This window comes from Streptomyces sp. NPDC033136 (assembly GCF_055578235.1).
Genome location: NZ_JBVIPD010000024.1, coordinates 11,770 through 29,803, shown reverse-complemented (window position 1 = coordinate 29,803; position 18,034 = coordinate 11,770). Strand labels below are relative to the sequence as shown.

The 18,034-nt window shown below is 65.1% G+C and carries 14 protein-coding genes and 1 pseudogene; 7 read left to right on the top strand and 8 right to left on the bottom strand.

The window, feature by feature from the left end:
• Nucleotides 1-31 precede the first annotated feature (31 nt).
• The 3 genes from ACZ5TL_RS32295 (at nt 32) to ACZ5TL_RS32285 (ending at nt 2,757) form a co-directional block, all read left to right on the top strand.
• Complete coding sequence (locus ACZ5TL_RS32295) at nt 32-970, top strand: hypothetical protein (RefSeq protein WP_468594279.1); 939 nt, start codon at nt 32-34, stop codon at nt 968-970.
• Between the two features lie 403 nt (nt 971-1,373).
• Nucleotides 1,374-2,360, top strand: coding sequence for a hypothetical protein (locus ACZ5TL_RS32290; RefSeq protein WP_468594278.1), 987 nt, complete (start codon nt 1,374-1,376; stop codon nt 2,358-2,360).
• Nucleotides 2,353-2,757 (top strand): hypothetical protein, encoded by a 405-nt coding sequence (locus tag ACZ5TL_RS32285; RefSeq protein WP_468594277.1) that lies wholly within the window; start codon nt 2,353-2,355, stop codon nt 2,755-2,757. Before ACZ5TL_RS32290 ends, ACZ5TL_RS32285 begins: the two co-directional genes overlap by 8 nt.
• 8 nt (nt 2,758-2,765) lie before the next feature.
• Here the strand turns inward: ACZ5TL_RS32285 and ACZ5TL_RS32280 are convergent.
• From ACZ5TL_RS32280 to queC, 5 genes and pseudogenes are all read right to left on the bottom strand, one after another.
• Nucleotides 2,766-3,582: pseudogene (locus ACZ5TL_RS32280) on the bottom strand (IS5 family transposase).
• 341 nt (nt 3,583-3,923) lie between these two features.
• Nucleotides 3,924-4,697 (bottom strand): GTP cyclohydrolase, FolE2/MptA family, encoded by a 774-nt coding sequence (locus tag ACZ5TL_RS32275; protein WP_468594275.1) that lies wholly within the window; start codon nt 4,695-4,697, stop codon nt 3,924-3,926.
• Between the two features lie 3 nt (nt 4,698-4,700).
• Nucleotides 4,701-5,057 (bottom strand): 6-carboxytetrahydropterin synthase QueD, encoded by a 357-nt coding sequence (queD, locus tag ACZ5TL_RS32270; protein WP_468594274.1) that lies wholly within the window; start codon nt 5,055-5,057, stop codon nt 4,701-4,703.
• Entirely contained in the window at nt 5,057-5,692 is a 636-nt protein-coding gene (queE, locus tag ACZ5TL_RS32265; RefSeq protein ID WP_468594273.1) for a 7-carboxy-7-deazaguanine synthase, read from the bottom strand. Before queE ends, queD begins: the two co-directional genes overlap by 1 nt.
• A gap of 2 nt (nt 5,693-5,694) precedes the next feature.
• A complete protein-coding gene (queC, locus tag ACZ5TL_RS32260; RefSeq protein WP_468594272.1) occupies nt 5,695-6,390 on the bottom strand; it encodes a 7-cyano-7-deazaguanine synthase QueC in 696 nt (231 codons plus the stop codon).
• Nucleotides 6,391-6,513: 123 nt separating this feature from the next.
• Here queC and ACZ5TL_RS32255 point away from each other — a divergent pair, with 123 nt between their 5' ends.
• The 4 genes from ACZ5TL_RS32255 to dbpB (ACZ5TL_RS32240) are packed head-to-tail and all read left to right on the top strand — an operon-like array spanning nt 6,514 to nt 10,903.
• Nucleotides 6,514-7,404, top strand: a complete 891-nt coding sequence (locus ACZ5TL_RS32255) for a hypothetical protein (protein ID WP_468594271.1) — start codon at nt 6,514-6,516, stop codon at nt 7,402-7,404.
• A complete protein-coding gene (dbpB, locus tag ACZ5TL_RS32250; RefSeq protein ID WP_468594269.1) occupies nt 7,404-8,537 on the top strand; it encodes a DGQHR domain-containing protein DpdB in 1,134 nt (377 codons plus the stop codon). The genes ACZ5TL_RS32255 and dbpB (ACZ5TL_RS32250) overlap by 1 nt, the downstream gene beginning before the upstream one ends.
• Complete coding sequence (gene dpdA / locus ACZ5TL_RS32245; RefSeq protein ID WP_468594267.1) at nt 8,534-9,754, top strand: tRNA-guanine transglycosylase DpdA; 1,221 nt, start codon at nt 8,534-8,536, stop codon at nt 9,752-9,754. The genes dbpB (ACZ5TL_RS32250) and dpdA overlap by 4 nt, the downstream gene beginning before the upstream one ends.
• A gap of 42 nt (nt 9,755-9,796) precedes the next feature.
• Entirely contained in the window at nt 9,797-10,903 is a 1,107-nt protein-coding gene (gene dbpB / locus ACZ5TL_RS32240) for a DGQHR domain-containing protein DpdB (RefSeq protein WP_468594265.1), read from the top strand.
• A gap of 54 nt (nt 10,904-10,957) precedes the next feature.
• On the opposite strand, the gene ACZ5TL_RS32235 is transcribed toward dbpB (ACZ5TL_RS32240), so the two are convergent.
• The 3 genes from ACZ5TL_RS32235 to dpdJ are packed head-to-tail and all read right to left on the bottom strand — an operon-like array spanning nt 10,958 to nt 18,032.
• Complete coding sequence (locus ACZ5TL_RS32235) at nt 10,958-13,000, bottom strand: hypothetical protein (protein WP_468594264.1); 2,043 nt, start codon at nt 12,998-13,000, stop codon at nt 10,958-10,960.
• Nucleotides 13,001-13,014: 14 nt separating this feature from the next.
• A complete protein-coding gene (gene dpdK / locus ACZ5TL_RS32230; RefSeq protein WP_468594262.1) occupies nt 13,015-13,536 on the bottom strand; it encodes a phospholipase D-like domain-containing protein DpdK in 522 nt (173 codons plus the stop codon).
• On the bottom strand, nt 13,533-18,032 hold the full coding sequence (dpdJ, locus tag ACZ5TL_RS32225; protein WP_468594261.1) for a protein DpdJ: 4,500 nt from the start codon (nt 18,030-18,032) through the stop codon (nt 13,533-13,535). The genes dpdK and dpdJ overlap by 4 nt, the downstream gene beginning before the upstream one ends.
• Nucleotides 18,033-18,034: the final 2 nt, after the last annotated feature.

The following is an 18,034-nucleotide window of genomic DNA, read 5'->3' as shown; positions in this document are numbered from 1 at the left end:
CGGGGACGACTTGGCCCAGCAGATTCCTGGTGTGCTGCGTGCCGCGTTAGGCCCGCACTGGGAGTTCACGGCCGACGGCCGCCACATCGCGGTCCGCCACTCGAACCGCGTTGCCCCCTACAGACCACCGCGTAGGCGGCCCTCATGGAGGGAACTCCTCGACTCCCTGGAGAGTGGCTTCGCGCAGGACGGAGCCGCACGAGACGCCTGCCTTCCCCTCCGCTGGGGCCGGGAGACCGAACTGACCATCTCCGCGGTCCAGGCACTCGACCCACTCCTCAAGGACGGCCAACCCCGCACGTACCGAAGCGGGTTCCTTCCCCAACCAGTCGTTCGCTTCACGGGGCAGCGCGACGCCATCGGCCACTTGAAGGACGGCTTTCTAACCTCCTTCGTCAACATCTCCCGGGTCCAACGCATAGGCAGCCTGGACGAGTACGGTGCCGTCCTCGACGGATGGCTGACAGTCCTCTCCCAACTCGGCTTCCACGCACGGCACCTGAGCATCATGGGCAAGCTGTCCCCGTGGCGCCGACGACAGGTCGAGGGCATCACACTGCGCTTCCACCACCTGGACCGCACCCTTGGCGACATCGTCCTCCTATGGAACACCGAACACCCAGGCCGCATGGCGGTAGACCTCGGCAGCGGACTGGAACGCCTGGCATGGGCTCGCACCCAGGAACGCTGGCACCCACTGATTTACGGCAGCTTCGCCGAGGCTGCGCCGCCGACCACACTGGATGCCATTCGCACGGCCACGCTCCTGCTCGGGCACGGGATCACCCCAACCGCCCGGGGAGCAGGAGGAATCACCCGGCGGGTCATAGGCACAATCGACCACGACGCCGCGCGCCTGGGCGTCGGAGCCCTGGTCCGGGGGATGTACAGCTACTGGTCGCTCGTCGGCGTCCTACGCGCACCGTGGCCAGAGATCGCTCGTGCTATCGAGGAAGAGATGCGTCGGTAAGGCAGAACCTCGGCATAGTCGCCTGATTGTCCGATTTGTGACGACCTGCTATGCCATGACCAGTGTCACCCTCGCCGAAATCCAAGCCCGCGCCGGGCGCTCCACCGTCGCCGCCATGCGCTACCAGTACGCAGGGAGCCGCGATGCCGAACTCGCCGCCCGCATGGCCGAAAAACCCGTGCAACCGCGCACACCACACCCGCGAGAGACAACGACGGGCGCAAGGGTTCCCCACCGCGAGAGTCCCGGCGTCCGCTGGGTGTCCATCGATGTCAGCCGCTGCTCGCGAATGGAGTCACGTAACGATCACCGTAGGTGTTTCGGCGTGCGGCTGCGGTCGCATGTGAGATAATACGCTGCCGTCAACCGATCGAAGAACCAGAGGTTCACGATGCCGTTCCCCGTGATCCTGGTAGCAGTCGGCGTCGGCACGACGGTCGTCAATCTGGTCGGCAACAAGATCATCGCGGATCATGCAAAGAACCAGATTGCAGACCGGCAGGCGCACCACGACAACGAGTACGAGAAGCATCGCCATGTCGCGAACTCCACCACAGCCGAGTTGAAGAGTCTCGGTGACAAGCAACAGGCTGCGCTCGACGACGTGTTGCCTCGAATTAAGGCCTTTGCAGAACGCAACAAGCGACAGTTGCGGATACTTGCGCGCGAAATCGTCGACGGCGGCGAAGCGCCCGCGAATCGCGAGATCGACGCATCCCCAGACGTCTCACACCCCAGCGCCGCCCCGAGCGCATCGGCTGGTGTCGGCTCGGCCTTTGCTGGCAGTGGGCTGAGTGGCGCGGCCTACGCGGCCGCGACCAAGTTTGCTACCGCGTCCACAGGTACCGCGATCAATACCCTGAGCGGAGCGGCTGCAAGAAATGCCACCCTCGCGGCAATCGGAGGCGGGGCCAAGGCCGCTGGCGGTGGTGGCATTGCTGCAGGTGTGCTCAGGCTCAACGTCATCACTGCGATCCCAGCGGTTGCGCTGACCGTCGGGTTGATGATCAAGTCAAAGTCTGACGCTGACAAGGCCGTCGCGAAGTACGACGCGGAAGTCAAGAAGGCAATCGCCACCTACAAACACCGCAACATGCTTCTTCGCGGCGTGGACAGACGAGTGGATGAGTTGCGAGACGTGCTCGCAGGGCTGGTTTCTCAGGCGGGCGAGGCCCTTCGCTACCTGGAAGCGACAGAGCGCGAGCCTGGCGGGTTTGACCTGGACAATGACGACCACGCTCGCCGGCTCCAAACGGCGCTCCTGGTCATGAAGGGCGTGGGCGACATCACCACCGCGACTGTGGTAAATCCGGATCTGACGCTTGACCCGAACGGTGAGTACCTGATGGTCAAGTACCGCAACTACAACCCGGAGCAGGCAAATGGTTGACATTCGTATGGTCACAGGTGCCCTCGAATCGGCCCGCGGCACCGTCACACAAGCGCACGCTGCTGAATTTCTGTTCGCAATTATCGACGTCGCCAGAGGTATCGACGCCAACGTCACCGAACGTGCTCGAATTGCTGCAGAATGCGACAGAGAGGTTGCCAGAATTCACGCCGCGAGTAAGGGCTTGCGGGACTATCTGGATCGCGTTTTCGAGGAGCGTCGCGAACTCCACCGAGGGTTCTTCGCCAGGCTGGACAAGGCCATCGAGGATCGCGACCCCGTAACCATTCAGGCCTGCGTCACTGGGATCGTCGAAGTTACCAAACACTCGCCACTCAATGACATCATGGAACTTCGCTCTGTCTGGGCAGACCCGAACGCGGCGATCGAGATTTAGACCGTGTCTTACATGGTCAGTCTGAGGAGCCGTTTGTAGCAGCAGAGAGCGTGCCAGTCCGAGAAAGGCAAGGTAGTTGCCTGGTTTCGGTTCGAAGCGGTGGTTGAGACGGCGGTAGCCGGTCAGCCAGGACATCGTGCGCTCGCTGACCCACCTGAGTCGGCCGAGCCGTTCGCTGGAGTCGATGCCCTTGCGGTCGATCCGGACGCCGATGCGTTTGCCTCATAGCCATCGGCGCAGTTGACGCACGTCATACGCCTTGTCGGCACGAAGGCGCTGAGGCATGGAATCGGCCGCGTGGGACTCGTGTCACATGTGGAAATGGGACAGCATCGGCGTCAGGGCCTGACTGTCGTGAGTGTTGGCCGCAGGGAGTCCGACCCGTAGGGGCGGTCCGTTCGCGCCGGACAGGACGTACATCTTGGAACCGGGCTTACCTCCTGGTCCACGGAGCCCGGACCTACAAGTTCGTCCCCCTTTTGGCCCTCACGTGCGCGGAGTCGAGGACTGCACGGGATAGGTCGACCAAGTTCTGCTCGTCCAGGAGCTGCAAACCCTTCTGATGCAGCCGCCCCCAGACTCCCGCACGCGACCAGATGGCAAAGCGGCGGTGCACGGTCGACTTCGACTCCCCGAAGCACGGCGGCACTGCCCGCCAGGCGCAGCCGCTGACCAACGCGTAGATGATCGCAGCGACGAAGACGCCTCATCATCGATATTCGCGGCCCAGCCCCCCTGCGGCTGCGCTCGCGCCGGCGGCAGCAACGGCTTCGCGATCTCCCACAGGCCATCCGGAACCATCCACCCCCACCGCCCACTCCTCATGTCCAGCACAACTGCCAACTGGCCATGTAGGACACCGTCTTAGCGAGGTGCACGACGATTGGATCGCCCTACCCGGCGGTTACCTCTCCGAAGGCAGCATGACCGCCAGCCACGCCGCCTAACACGCCGACCACACCACCCGTCGCACTCCCCAACACCCGAGCGCCACCGGCGAATGACCGGCTACACCATCACATTGGACGACGTCATCGCCCGAGAGGATGCGTACCTGCCGTATTCGAGAGTCTTGGTCGTCGTGCAGTGCGCCAACCACCCGGCTCGGCTACGCCGAGGTGGCAACGAGTCCAAAGATCCGTTGCTTCGTTGATTCGAGGCCCGTGTCAGGAGGTGTAGTGGAGGGCGGCGATGGCGTCGTGACTGTGGATACTTTCCAGGTTTCTCGCCTTGACGACGTGAGAGAGCCCCTTTTTTCTACACATGATGCTTATGTCGCGAATGATGTCTTCTACGAAGACGGGGTGGTCGTAGGCCTGCATGGTGACCACGCGTTCATCGGGCCGCTTGATGAGGGGAATGACGGGGGCGGAGCCGGCGGCGCGCAGCAGGTGGATCATCTCGTGGACGGGCAGGGGGTAAGGGGTGTCGGCGCTGCCGGTGACCTGGAGAGTGATCTCGCTGCGCTGATTGTGTGCGCCGTAGTCGGAGATAGCCTTAGAGCATGGGCACAAACTGGTGACATCGGTGGTCACCGCGGTGGTGACGGTGCAGTCCTCTGGGGCGATGCGGCCGGTGACGGTGACGTCGTGGGTCTGCCAGGATTCCTGCTGGCTGGCGGGAGCGGTGACGGACGTGGCGAGGGGCAGAGCCAGGGTGAGCGTCAGCGCCGGGGCGTCCAGCAGGGTAAGGCCTCGCTTGAGAGTGATGGGCAACTCCTGCGGGGTGAGGGTGGCGACTTCCTCGTGCACTAGCGCGATCATGCGGCTCATGTGAGTGCCTCGCCGCTCAGCTTGCAATGCGACGGTGACGCTGATGTCGGCGATGCCTTGCTGGCGTGTGTGGCCGTCGTCGAACGTGAGGGGGTAGCGCAGGCCGCTGATGCCGACCTCGTCGATAGCGATGCCGCGGCTGTCGGGTTCGTTTTGGATGTCATGCATGACTTACTCCCCTCGGTAGATGCAGCCGGAGGTGCAGGTCTCGCGCACGGTGATCGCGGACAGGCCGGGGAGTTCGATGATCATCCGGTCCCAGATCCAGCGGGCGAGGTTTTCGCTGGTGGGGTTCTCAAGTCCCTCGATGTCGTTGAGGTAGTAGTGATCCAGTTGTGCGTCGATCGGTTTGAAAGCCCGCTTAATGTCGCCGAAGTCCATCACCCAGCCCAGGCTCGGATCCACGGGGGCCTCGACATGCACGGAAACCTTGTAGGAGTGGCCGTGCAGGCGGGCGCACTTGTGCCCGTCGGGCACGCGCGGCAGGCGGTGGGCCGCTTCGAAGGTGAACTCGCGAAAGATTTCCATTACTGAATTCCCAGATACTTGTGCGTCTGGAGGGAAAGCGTCCAGCGCGGGTTCTTCATGCAGTACTCGACAGCTGCGCGGGTGTGGTCCTCGCGGTGGGCATCATCCAGCGGTTGTAGTCTGAAATGGCGGAAGTCCAACCCTTCAAACTGGGCGGGATCACCGCCCGCTTGAGGGTAGACCAGCTTGAGTTCGTCGCCGCGGCTGAGCATCAAGGTGGAGCCGATCTTGGGGCTGACGCACAGCCAGTCAATGCCCCGGGGAGCAGGACGGGTGCCGTTGGTTTCCACCGCGATCTCGAAGCCGCGGGCATGGAGGGCGTCGATGGCCTCCTCGTCCAGCTGGAGCAGGGGTTCTCCGCCGGTGCACACCACGAACCGGTGGTCGCGATCAGCGGTGGGCCAGGCGGCCTCAACGGCGTCGGCCAGGTCGCCGGCGGTGAGGAAGCGGCCGCCTCCCTCACCATCGGTTCCGACGAAGTCGGTGTCGCAGAACTGGCAGATGGCGCGGGAGCGGTCGCGCTCCCGGCCCGTCCACAGGTTGCAGCGGGAGAAGCGGCAAAAGACGGCCGGTCGCCCTGCGTGGCCACCTTCTCCTTGTAGCGTGTAGAAAATTTCCTTGATCAGGTAGCTCATGCTCAGGCGCTCTGGTACCGGACGGGGTCCTTCACGCCGGCTTCAGCGAAGCCCTTCAGGCGCAGCAGGCAGGTGTCGCACTTGCCGCAGGCCCGGCCCTGCTCGTCGGGGTCGTAGCAGGAGGAGGTGATGGAGTAGTCCACGCCCAGGCGCAGGCCCTCGCGCACGATGTCGGCCTTGGATAGCGCGATCAGGGGTGAGTGCAACATGATCATGGAGGTTCCTTCCACGCCCGCCCTGGTGGCCAGGTTGGCCATGGTGGCAAATGCCTCCATGTATTCGGGCCGGCAGTCGGGGTAGCCGCTGTAGTCCACCGCTGTCACGCCGGTGAAGATGTCGCTGGCGCCGACCGTCTCGGCGAACGCCAGTGCGAAGGAGAGGAAGATCGTGTTGCGGGCGGGTACGTAGGTGATCGGCACCCCCGTGTCCTCCATGTCCGCCAGCGTCTCGTGCTTGGGCACCTCGATGTCAGCCGTCAGGGCCGAACCGCCGAAGACCCGCAGATCGATGTCGGCGATGACGTGCCGGGCCACGCCCTGAGTCGTGGCGACGCGCTGCGCGGCCTCCAACTCGATGCTGTGTCGCTGGCCGTAGCGGAAGCTGAGCGCATAAGGAGTGAACCCCTGGTCCTTGGCGATGGCCAGGACCGTGGTCGAGTCCAGGCCGCCGCTCAGCAACACGATCGCGGGACGGTCCATGCTGTCACTCCCTTACCCAAAGGCTAGTTGCCTCAGTTGAGGCAGGTGAAGCCTACCTCGCTAACTACCGGCTACAGTAACCACAACAACAACCGAGTTACGGAAGCCAGGGGTCGAGCCGCAGTGAACCAGTTGCCCATTGTGGTCACGTGCACGGACCGCAAGGCCTCACCACCCACGGCCCCTTTGCACGCCCGAGCGCTGCCGGCGGGTGACTTGCCGCAGCGCGCTGCGGAATGGGTACGCCGCCTGCGCGCCGCGCAGGGACAGCGGCAGCTGCAGGAGTTGTACCAGGGAGATCAGTGGAGGCGCGCTCTCGCGCTCACCACCGCTGCATACCGGGCAGGGTTCACCCCCCGCCTGTACGTGGCCTCGGCTGGCCTGGGCTTGCGGCCAGTCTCCAGCCTCGCGCCGTCCTATGCGGCGACTTTCCTGCCACGACACGTAGATTCCGTCGCTTCCTCCACCGCCCAGGCATCCCACTGGTGGGATCACCTGCAACGCCTGGATGGCAGCCGTGATCTGCCCGAGATTGCCACCGCTGCCGGGCAGGCACTGGTGGTGCTGTCGCAGACCTACGCCCAGGCCATGCACCGCGAGTTGCTGGCGCTCGCCGCCACGGGCGCCGACGTGGTGCTGATTGGCGGCGCCTGCGAGGTGGACGGGGTGCTGCGCGTGCCGGCCAACGCCGCCCTGCGCCACGCCCTGGGCGGCACCCTCACGAGCTTGAACGTCCGCACGGCGGCCACCTGGCTCGAGCACTGCACTCCGGGTCGTCTCATTACCCGCGAAGCGCAGGCGCGGTGGGATGCCTGGGCTATGCAGGCGGCCCGTCCCGAACGCTACGCCCGCACCCCCGTGTCGGACGAGATGGTGATCGCCTTCATCCGGGAGATGAACAACCTCCACCCCCAATCCTCCCGCACCCGTCTGCTGCGCCTGTTCAGGGACAAGGGGATGGCCTGCGAACAAAAGCGCTTCGCGGACCTGTACACAGCAACGATTGGCCGCTGATGACTTCCATTGTGCTTAAGCGCCGGGCCCTGCGGATCGAGCAGCACCCCACGATCCCGCTGTATGTCTTCACTCTGGCGGCAGAGGAGGTCTATCAGGTCGCCGACGTCGCCCGGATCTCCCGGGACGAGGCCGGTAAGCTCATCGGCTACCAGCGCCCGGAAAAGAAGCAACACGTGAAGCAGATCCTGGAGTATCTCGATAGTGACGAGGTCCTCTTCCCCAACGGCCTGATCCTGGCGCTGCCCTCCACGGTGCGCTTCAAGTCCAGCCCCGGTCCGGGCAGCAGCGATGGCCTGTGTACCTCCGGGACGTTGGAAATCCCCCTGCCCGATTCGCCCGATGCCCCCCGGCCGGCCTGGATCGTCGACGGCCAGCAGCGCAGCCTGGCGCTGGCCCGCACCCGCAACACTCGGCTGGCCGTCACGATTGCCGGCTTCGTTGCCGAAGACCTGGAAACCCAACGCGACCAGTTCCTGCGCGTGAACACGGTCTCCCCCCTGCCTACCAACCTGGTCACCGAACTCCTTCCGGAGGTCGGCACGGCCCTGCCGACCAAATTGTCCGCTCGCAAACTCCCCTCCGTCCTGGTCGAAGCCCTCAACCAGGACAAGGACTCACCGTTTCGCGGACTGGTGCGCCGCCCCTCCACCACCGCCGAGCAAAAAGCGGACGCCGTCGTCACCGATAACAGCCTCACCACGGCTATTCAGGAATCACTCAACTCCCCATCGGGAGCTTTCTTCCCCTACAAAAACCTGTCCAACGGCACCGTGGACACATCCACCATCCGCCAGATCCTCGTCATCTACTGGAGTGCCGTGCGCGACACCTTCCCTGAAGCCTGGGGCCTGCCCCCCACACAGAGTCGGCTAATGCATGGGGTGGGCATCCGCTCCATGGGGCGCCTGATGGACCGCGTAATGATGGCCATTGACCCAGCTTCCCCCCGGGCCCTTGAGCAGGCACGGGCCGAACTCGCCCTAATCGCCTCGCACTGCCACTGGACCAAGGGCCGCTGGCCCGACCTGAACATTCCCTGGAACGAACTTCAAAACAACCCTCGCCACATCAGTACCCTGTCGAACTACCTCCTCCGTATCTATGTGCAGGAAAAGGCAAAAGCCGCGTGAAATTCTACTTCCCTGACAGTCAGGACCTGGTGAGCCCCACCTACGACTTCATCAACGATGAGTACTCGCCCTACCGAGTACGGCAACGCGATGACGTCTACGCCCACCAGGCCGTGACACCGATCCCCTACGACGGGATCCTCGTCAGTAAGGCGGTAGTCGACGGATCCATGAAAGGCGCCGGAAAATACTCCTCCCCTCAGCGCGAGCGTTTCTACCGCCTGGGCGTCAGGAACTTCTTCCGCTTGCCTGAGACCTGCTCCACCATCGGCGACTGCGGCGCCTTCAACTACATCGACGAAGAGCGCCCGCCCTACGAAGTCGACGAAGTTTTGGACTTCTACGGCCGCTGCGGATTCGACGCGGGCATCAGCATCGACCACATCATCTTCGGTTACATCCCTCAAGAATCCGACATCGAACCCGACGCCGCCTGGATCAACCGCCAGCAGATCTCCCTCGAACTTGCCGAAGACTTCATCACCGCAACCCGAACATCGGGCGCACGGTTCGAACCGGTCGGCGCAGCTCAGGGGTGGGGCCCGGACAGCTACGCGCACAGCGTCCAAGAGTTGCAGAAAATGGGCTACCGGCGGATCGCACTGGGCGGCATGGTCCCTCTCAAATCACATGAAATCCTCGCCTGCCTGCGCGCCATCGACGGCATCCGCACCCCCGAGATCGAACTGCACCTGCTCGGCATCAACCGGGTCGACAGCATGGAGCAGTTCGCCCGCCACGGCGTGACCAGTTTCGACAGCACCTCGGTCTTCCGCCAGGCCTTCATGGATGACCGCAACAACTACCACACGGCCACCGACTCCTACACGGCCATCAGGGTGCCCCAGGTCGACGGCAACCCCGCCCTCAAACGCCTCATCCTCTCCGGCAGCGTCTCCCAGGCCGAAGCCATCCTCGCCGAACGTGCCTGCCTGCGCGCCCTACGCGAATTCGACCGCGAGGAAACCCCCCTCGAAGAAGTGCTAACCGCACTCGGAGCCTACGAATCCCTCGTGCTCGGACCGAAAAAGAAAAGCTACCTTGAATACTACGAACGCACACTGAGCGACGCACCCTGGCGCACATGCCCCTGCGCCCTGTGCAACAAACATGGTATTGAGATTGCAATATTCCGGGGAACTGAACGCAACAAGCGTCGCGGATTCCATAACCTGACCGTACTCGAGGCCAAAATGCGCTCCCTTGCTTTCGGTTAAAAACGAACCATTCTCTGTTCTTTTGTTATGTTAGGAGATGTAATGGCCGACCGATATGAACTCAGGCTCCCGGCACTCGAAGTCCGCCAGGGCGATAGGAAAATCTACTGCTTTGCCGTCGATGGGAAGAAACTCCACAGTTTCGCCGCTGTCTCCCGCGTCCGCCGCGACGAAGGCAGCAATCTGAAGGGCTACCAGCGCCCCGAAGTCCTCAGCCACATCCGCGGCATCCGCCGCTACCTCGAGTCCGACAACGCCATGCTCCCTAACGCCCTGGTTCTGGCCTTCGACGAGTCTGTCCGCTTCGAAACCGGAGCACGCCGCAACGCCGGCGGTGTCGGTTACTCCGTCCCCGGCGAACTCGTCATCCCGGTCGACGAGTCCGTGGCCGACCAGGACAAGCCCGCCCTGATCGTGGACGGCCAGCAGCGCAGCGCCGCCATCCGTGATGCGGACCTGGCCGAATTCCCCGTCGCCGCCGTCGGATTCATCGCCGACAATCACGAAGACCAGCGCTCCCAGTTCATCCTGGTCAACTCCACCAAGCCGCTGCCCAAGGGCCTCATCCACGAACTGCTACCGGAAACCAGCGGCCACCTTCCGCCCGCCTACGCCCGCAAGCGCTTGCCGGCCCAGTTGATGACCCGCCTCAACACCGACGGCCAGGGCCCCTTCTACGGCCGCATCGCCAGCCCCACCTCGCCCAACGGCAACATCAAGGACACCAGCCTGCTGCGTATGTTGGAACACAGCCTCTTCGAAGGCGCTCTCTATCAGTACCGCAATCCCGAAGACGGCTCCGGCGACGTCGAGCGCATGCTGAAGCACCTGCGCTCCTACTGGACCATCGTCAAGGAGACCTTCAGCGACGCCTGGAAACTCCCGCCCCGCCAGTCCCGCCTCACTCACGGCGTCGGCATTCAGGCCATGGGCTTCGTCATGGACAGCCTCACCGATGGCATGAGCGCCGAAGACGTCGACTGCAACAAGGTCCGCAACGCCGTCCTGGCACTGATGCCGATCACCGCCTGGACCTCGGGCATGTGGCGCTTCCCTGATGGCGAGCAGCGCCGCTGGAACGGCCTGCAAAACACCCCCAACGACGTCCGCCTGCTCACTGACCTGCTGGTACGCGCCGTCCGCGGCTGACCTTTTGTTCACCGTGTCCGACAAGACACGGTGAACCACAGCGCCCGATGGGACTTACCGCCCCCGCCGGCGTCCACCGAGGGCTGCGGGCAACTGGGCGGAGCGAGCGCGGTTCTGCAACTCATCGACGATGGCGCGCACCACCGACACCGACCCTGCCCCCTTCGGATACACCACCGCCGGGGCGTGCTGGCTGATGAAATTCGTCGCGGCATGCGTGGCACACTGGGTGATCAGCACACTGAAATCCGCATGGCGTGCCACCTCCCGCAGCCGACTGGAGCCCACCTTCTCGGCCGACAGCGACACCTTCACTTGGGGGTACTGCTGCGCCATCCACTGCTGCACCCGGTCCAGCACGCCTGCATCCATGCCGTACACCAGCACGTTTGCCGGACCGATGGCGAGGGCCTCCTCGCCGGTGTCCGGCTGCTGCCAAGCCGGCCAGTCAAGATCCAAGTCCAACTCGTGCGTCAAGGAACGCGCCGAGGCCAGGCAGGCCTCATCCAGGCGCTGGGCATGCCGATACAGCGGTGTCAGCAGTTCAAGCGCTGCTTGCGCCCGCACGGGCTGATCGGGCGTGGCGAAGGCCGCCAACCGGTCGACGAAGTCCAACGCCTGACTGGCCGTCTCCGAGGCGACCCACTCCTGCACCCGCATGGTCAGATGCTCGAGGAACTCGTTGTAGTCCTCCGCGGACGGAGAGGTCCGCAAGAACAACTCCAGCAGCAGATCCAGCACGGCCAGGTTCGCCGGATCTCGGCGTTGGCCGATACTGCTCGCTGTGATCTGCGCCAACGTCAGCGGCAGTGAAAGTCCGCTGCGGGCGACCTCCTGCAAAAACGGCGACAGCGCATACCGCCAGACGTTTTCGTAGGCGGCGTCTCCCAGAGTGGCCAGCAGCTCGGCCAAGGTCGCATCCGCGTCCGTATCCGCGGCCAAAGGCAGCTCGGCTTCGGCTGCGCCGTCCACCTCCATGTCCCGGCACAGGCGCACGGCGGCCTTATCGCCGTCGGCCACAGCGGCGAGCAACTCCTGCCACGTGGTTGGCTGCCAGGCGACGCCAGTGTCGGCTGCCGGGCCAGCCGTGCCGGGCCTGACTGCCCCTGCATCGACGTCGGCCGGCATCGGGTGGGTGCCTGCGGCGCGGTAACTCTCCAGTGCCGTCGGCACCACCGCGGAACGCTGCACCTCATCCAGGGTCGCGATCGCGCCAGCCAACTCCGCCTCCTGCCCGCGCGCCAGCAGCCCGAGCAGAAGGGCAGCGGCCGCGGCGTCGCTGAAGCGCACCGGATTCTCTTCGGCCAGTAGCGCGATCGGCACCCATGGCTGCGCCAGCCCCGCGCAGGCCTGGTCGACGGCGTCCTCGGCCAACGCGGACTCGATGCAGGCGGCGTAGATGGCGCTAAGCACCATGTCCTTCACCGCTTGTGGAGGATCCTGCAGGAGTACCTCGCGCAGCCCCGGCAGCGCGAGCAACTCGCGAGCTTGCCCCATGACCGCGAGCCGCTTGATCTGCAGATGCTTGAGGTTGGCCACCGACAGTCCACCCTGTCGGCCTATCTGGTCCAGGAGTTCGGCAGCCACCTGAGAGGCTCCGCCCAGCAGGGCAGCTTCGAAGTCTGTCAGTAGCCGACCCAACGGCTTGGGCGCCGACCATGCTCGCTGGGGGCTGTGTTCCACTAAACCCAGCATCCGGGTCAGCGCCGCGTGCAATTCCTTGCGCTTCTCGCGCGGAGCGCGCAACTTGAACGTGCTGGACGGTCCGAAGCGGGCCGCGATAGCTGTTTCAATCACATCCCCGTCATCCAATACGAGGGGCACGTCATAGCCGACTTTCACCAAGGAAGGACCGGCAAAGGCGACCAGTAGATCACGCACCACCCCCGCCTCGTTTGGCCGGCGAGCGATCACGTAGTACGCGGACTCATCCACCGTCTCCCACAGACGCGGCAGCACCACGGGGGCACGCTTGGACTGCAGGGCACTGTCCCGAAATGGCGCACACCAGTCGGGATGCTTCCCGGCCGCGTTGTGCCGCGGGTCGAGAAACACCTCGACAAAGGTCTCGAGCGATTCGGCCGGGTTCGGCTGCACCGTGCCCGCGCTCCTCACAGCTGCCCCCACTCGTGCTGAAACTCCACAAGAGCCTGCGCTGCGCTGCGCTCGTCCACGGCGTACGTGATCTGCTCCTTGTTCCGGGCCAAGCCGTTGCGGGTGAAGTTCATCGAGCCCTGGAATATCCAACCGGGACCCACCAAGCACTTCTCGTGGACATCATTATCTTCGACGACCCGCAGGTCACAGGTGGCGTCCGCCCCCGACCGTATCCGCTGCACGAACGCCTCATTCGCTGCGGCAGACCGGGTCACCACCCGCACCTTTGCGCCGGCCCGTGCCAGCAGCAACAGCAGGTCCGACAACCGGCAGCGCTCGGGCGGGTCTTCCCCGAGTAGGTAGTCGAACGAGCCGTCGCCGTTATCCACCAACTCCACGTCACTGATCCACGCGGACACCAGCCACACCTCACCGCCGCCCGCAGACAACTGCGCCAACAGTGCCGTGCGGATCAGCGAGTCCGCGCGCAAGGCGCTGCGCGCATTAGTGCGCAGCGTGCGGCTGGGCAGGCTCACTGTTCTGACTCCTTGATGACCACCCGCACCAGAACCTGCTGATGATCGCGGCTTACCTGTACGACCTCGCCGAACAGGCGCATCACTTCACGGTCCACCAGAATGAGCGGCACCCGCAGCAGCACGCTCCGCAACAACTCCGGCTGATTGAGTGGCAGTGCCAAGTCCACTTCCCGCTCGTGGGCCAGCATCTTCTGGTATTGCACAACCCAATCATCGGCCGTAGCGTCGATGCGCGGGATGTCCTGCGCATGCACCGTCGCCACCAGTAGCCGATCCAGTACCGCGGGCTGCTCGCTGTCGCGGTAGGGCTGATACGACTCCAGATGATGGTTGCGGGCCTGGTCCCCGCGTGGCCACAGCATGCTGAAGGCCTGGTCCGACGTCAGCGGTCGGGCCAGCGACAACTCGCCGGCTCCCGCTGTATAGGCCACCACCCGGGCGTCCACCTCGATGCCGAGTATCTCTTCCAGGTTGTCCCACGCTTGAATCAGCGTCCATGCGGCCTCGTCCGTCGTCCGATCCGACCCTGGGCGCAGCAGTCGCGTCGCCAACGCCGCGACATCGGCATGCCGGGGAGAGCCATCCAACGCCGCCCATGCGGCACGCACTTGTTTCAGGGCCGTGGTCGCGTGGCCAGCCGACGAAGCAGCCCGTACCTGTGCCATCGCCTGGGCCAACTCCCCGCCTGACTCCTCATCGACGACGTGCCGCAGCAGATCGGTCAGCCGTCGATCGGTGTATTCGTACGCGTTAGGGCGCAGCGCAGTTGCTACCAGCGTCCAAAAACGGGCGGGGTCTTCGCCGTAGCGGTAGGCCAGCGCCTCGACAATGCCCAGGCCGCCTTCCGACGTCTCACTGATCCAGATCGTGTCGACGCCGTCGCTGCCGGCCTCTACGTCGATGGTCACGTCACCGTCCTGCGCATCGGGACAGGAACGCAACACTGTCTCGAGAATTGCTGCGGCCAACGTGTCGCGGTAGGCCCGACGGGCCAGATCGGCGGTGGCCGAGGCGACCTCGGCAGAAAAGAGCAGCGTCCCCGCCTCATCGATAGCCTGCACCACATCGACTTGCTGGCTGAGCGCCACCAAGTCGGCCGTCACTCTGTCAGCAGCTCCCGCCTGCGTAGCGCCGGTGGCCGGGTCTTGCCGATACAACATCTGGATGATTTGTGGGACGTCCTGGCGCCATGCCCCGCCCGCCAAGGCGGCATGGATCGTCTGCGGCGTGTGGTCCTGCAGGCCGCGTACGGCGAACGCGGCCAGGTAGACAAGTGCCAACCAGCCCCGCTGGAAGACATTGGCGTGCGCTGCGATGCGCGCATCCTCAGCAACGACCCGTGTGAACGCCTTCGTACGCCACTGTCGTGAGCGAAGGTGCTCCATCACCCGCGGCGCGGTGACCTGAAGGGCCGCGACCTGAACCTGAAGAGCGTCCACGGAGGAGGCAAATCCCAGAGCAGCGGCTTCACCGTCCATGCGGTAGCGCACGGACACCTGCTCCCGCGACGTCGGTGTGCCCCGCGCGATGTCGCACGCGGCACCGTAGGTCATTCGGCGCACTTCAAGGGGGTTGCCCGCCGCATGGGTGGCGAAGCCCACTTGCGTAATCCGGCCCTGCCAGGCAGACAGATCCGGCACGGCAGCCTTGGTGGGGCCACCCGACCAGTTGGGCACGAACTCGCTCGCCCACAGCGGACGCCCCTGGGAGTGGCTGGCCACATCGTCGGGCGGCGCAGCCAGCTTGATCACGTGAGGCCGCGTGACCAGCACCCGACCCACGTCTGCTCGGCCGCTGTCCCACCGGCCTTGGGGAAAGTCGCGCTCGACGATGTCCTTGAGGTCAATCGTGACGTCCGTCGCGCCGGCCGGCACCTCCAGCCAGGTACGGTGACGGTCGCTTTGATAGCCGTAGCGGCGACTGACCCGACCGGGGACCGCCTCCGCCAGCGCCCGGCCCACCGGGAGGCGTTCTTCGCTGCCGGTGGCGAAAGGGAGGGTCAATTCCACCTCCGGCAGATTCAGCGGATCGAACAGCGAGCGGGTGATGAACTCTGGCAAGAAGGCGGACGGGCCCGCTCCGGCATCATTGTGCACCGCGTCCCGACCCACTTGAAGGCGCCGCAGGATCGTCGGCGCCACGGCCAGCATCACCGACCGAGGTTGCTCCCACAGCAGCGACAGCACACCATCGTCATCCAGTGCCAAGGACCGCTGCAGATGCACGGTCAGATCGGCCAGCAACCCATCGTCGCCGTCCAGCAAGGCAGCAAGGTCGGTGCAGATCTGCTGCCGCGCGCGGACGTACTTCTCACCAGAATCGGGATCGGCGGTCCCGGTCAGCAGGTGACGCACATCCACCCCGATGCGACGCTGACGCAATCGGATGCCCAGCCAGTCCACGAGTGCCTGGGCGCCTTGGATCTTGACGATGTGGCGGTTGCCCAAAGGCAGGGTTCGTGCGGCGATTTCCGGTGAGAACAGCGCGTCGTAGCCCTGATACGCCAACCGGTCCCGGCCGAAGTCGGACAGGGTGACCACCGTGAAGGGACGCGTGCCGCGTTCACGCCCAGCACGGCCACGCCGCTGCAGGAAGGAGGCAGCATCATGCGGGGCCTTGTGCTGCAGCACCAACCCGACGCGGGGATCGTTGAAGCCCACCTCGAGAGATGCGGTCGCCACGACCAGATTGGCTTCCGCATCCACCCCGGCGTCCTGCGAGGAGGTCCGCCCGATCAGCAGCGGCCGTTGCGTCAAATCTTGGCTGAGGTGATGCCCTATGCGCTCAGGCAGGTTCCACGACTGCCCGGCCTCGTACCGGGCATCCTGCGCCGGCAGATCCGGACTGCGCAGCGCCGCCAACACCGGTTTGGGCGTGCCGCCGCCCTTGCGCCGTCCCTGGCGGCCGATCTGGCCACCCTCGGCATCCCGCAAGTCGTCGTACAGCCGGTTAGTGACGTCCAGGTCGTCCGTGAACAAAAAGCCGCGGCTGCCGAACAGGGACTGCTGCAGGGGAACGCTGTGGTCGAGGAGACGCCCATGCAGCATGGATGTCTGGATCGCCACCGAGAGCAAACTCACCCCCGAGACCGGATCGCCCCGCAGCGCCAGCGCATACTCGCGCCCCTCGCTTTCCATATCGGCCGGAAGCGGCTCGATCAAGGTGACCTTCTCCGCATCCAAACCGGTCAACTGCGCCATGAAATGATCGGCCTGACGCAGCGTTGCACTCAGACCCACAAACGTCACTGGAGTACGCCGGGCGTGGCGCCAGCGCCGCAGCAACAAGCCGGTCTGTGCTCCAGTTGAACCGGCGTGCGTATGCACCTCATCCAGCAGCACCACCCGCGGCCCCGCCCCCGGGACCCAGCCCAGCACCCGCCCCAAGGCAGACCCGGCACTGGCCCGGTTGAGCATCTCCGTGGTGGTGAAGAGCAACTTGGGAGCGTCGTTGGACAGTGATTGCCGCGTCAGCGCCACCATCCCGGCGGGCAAGGATTCCCGGCACTGCGCGCACCGCAGCACTTCGCGCTGCTGCGAGATGTCGCGACGCGACCACACCAACTGGCCGCCCTCGCACGAGGGGCATGCGAGATAGGGGCAGACGAATCCGTCCCTCAAAGCAGGCCAGGCCGCCCCCGCGCGCCGGGGATCAGGCTCAGTAAGGTTCTTGCCCTCCCAAGGGGTGCTGGCGTACAGCACACCGATGCGGGGCGCGCTCAAGCCTCGCTCGATAAGCCGAAGGTTTCCTGCTACTGCGTCCCGCAGTTGGTCCCGCAGTAGTTCTACTCGCGGATACAGCGCCAGCGTGTGCACGGTCTTGGCGCGCCGGTCGTGGGCCAGGGCGGCGAAGTCGGGCAGATAGAAGGCCAGCGTCTTCCCGCTACCGGTGCCTGCACTGACCACGATGCCGCGGGAGTCGGCTGCCTGTAGGCCCTGCAGGACCGCTTTGGTGGCGTCGACTTGGAAGCGGGACAGCGCGTAGGTGCCGATCTGGCTGCGCGCCACCTCAGTGTGCAGGTCGCTCCACCCGGGCATCTGTGCCAACTCGGCGATTGCCTCGGCTGCTGGAATGTTTCGCTTGGGGTAGCGGCGTTCGGCGACGTGTAGGCGATAGTCCGCTACCAGGCGCCGGCCTTGCTCCCACCACCGGTTGGGCAGTGGCCCCCCGGGCCGGTAGCCCCGGGGGGCGAAGGACTGTCGCAGCGTTGCCGTCAAACGCACGCCTTCGGCCAGGCGTGTGCGGTAGCGCTCGGGGCCACCGGGCAGGCGGAACAGCAGGTGACGCTGCACCAGGGCCGCCAGCAGCCCCTCACCCCCTACCTCGGCGGCCTCGGGGTCGGCCTCGGCCATGTTCCACAGCGCCCGCACTACCTCATCGCGGGCCAGGGCTCCCTCTGTCACCCCCCAGGACAGAAGCGGCAACTCAAGGTCTTCCAGTGCCGTCAGCGCACGTCCAAGCAGCGCGCGGGTGGGAGCCGTCTGCGAAGCCACCG

What these genes read in the sequence shown, in the direction of transcription:
- ACZ5TL_RS32285 (WP_468594277.1), top strand. Translation starts at nt 2,353, where the DNA reads ATGGTTGACATTCGTATGGTCACAGGTGCCCTCGAATCGGCCCGCGGC.
- ACZ5TL_RS32275 (WP_468594275.1), bottom strand. Translation starts at nt 4,697, where the DNA reads ATGCATGACATCCAAAACGAACCCGACAGCCGCGGCATCGCTATCGAC.
- queD (WP_468594274.1), bottom strand. Translation starts at nt 5,057, where the DNA reads ATGGAAATCTTTCGCGAGTTCACCTTCGAAGCGGCCCACCGCCTGCCG.
- queE (WP_468594273.1), bottom strand. Translation starts at nt 5,692, where the DNA reads ATGAGCTACCTGATCAAGGAAATTTTCTACACGCTACAAGGAGAAGGT.
- queC (WP_468594272.1), bottom strand. Translation starts at nt 6,390, where the DNA reads ATGGACCGTCCCGCGATCGTGTTGCTGAGCGGCGGCCTGGACTCGACC.
- dbpB (WP_468594269.1), top strand. Translation starts at nt 7,404, where the DNA reads ATGACTTCCATTGTGCTTAAGCGCCGGGCCCTGCGGATCGAGCAGCAC.
- dbpB (WP_468594265.1), top strand. Translation starts at nt 9,797, where the DNA reads ATGGCCGACCGATATGAACTCAGGCTCCCGGCACTCGAAGTCCGCCAG.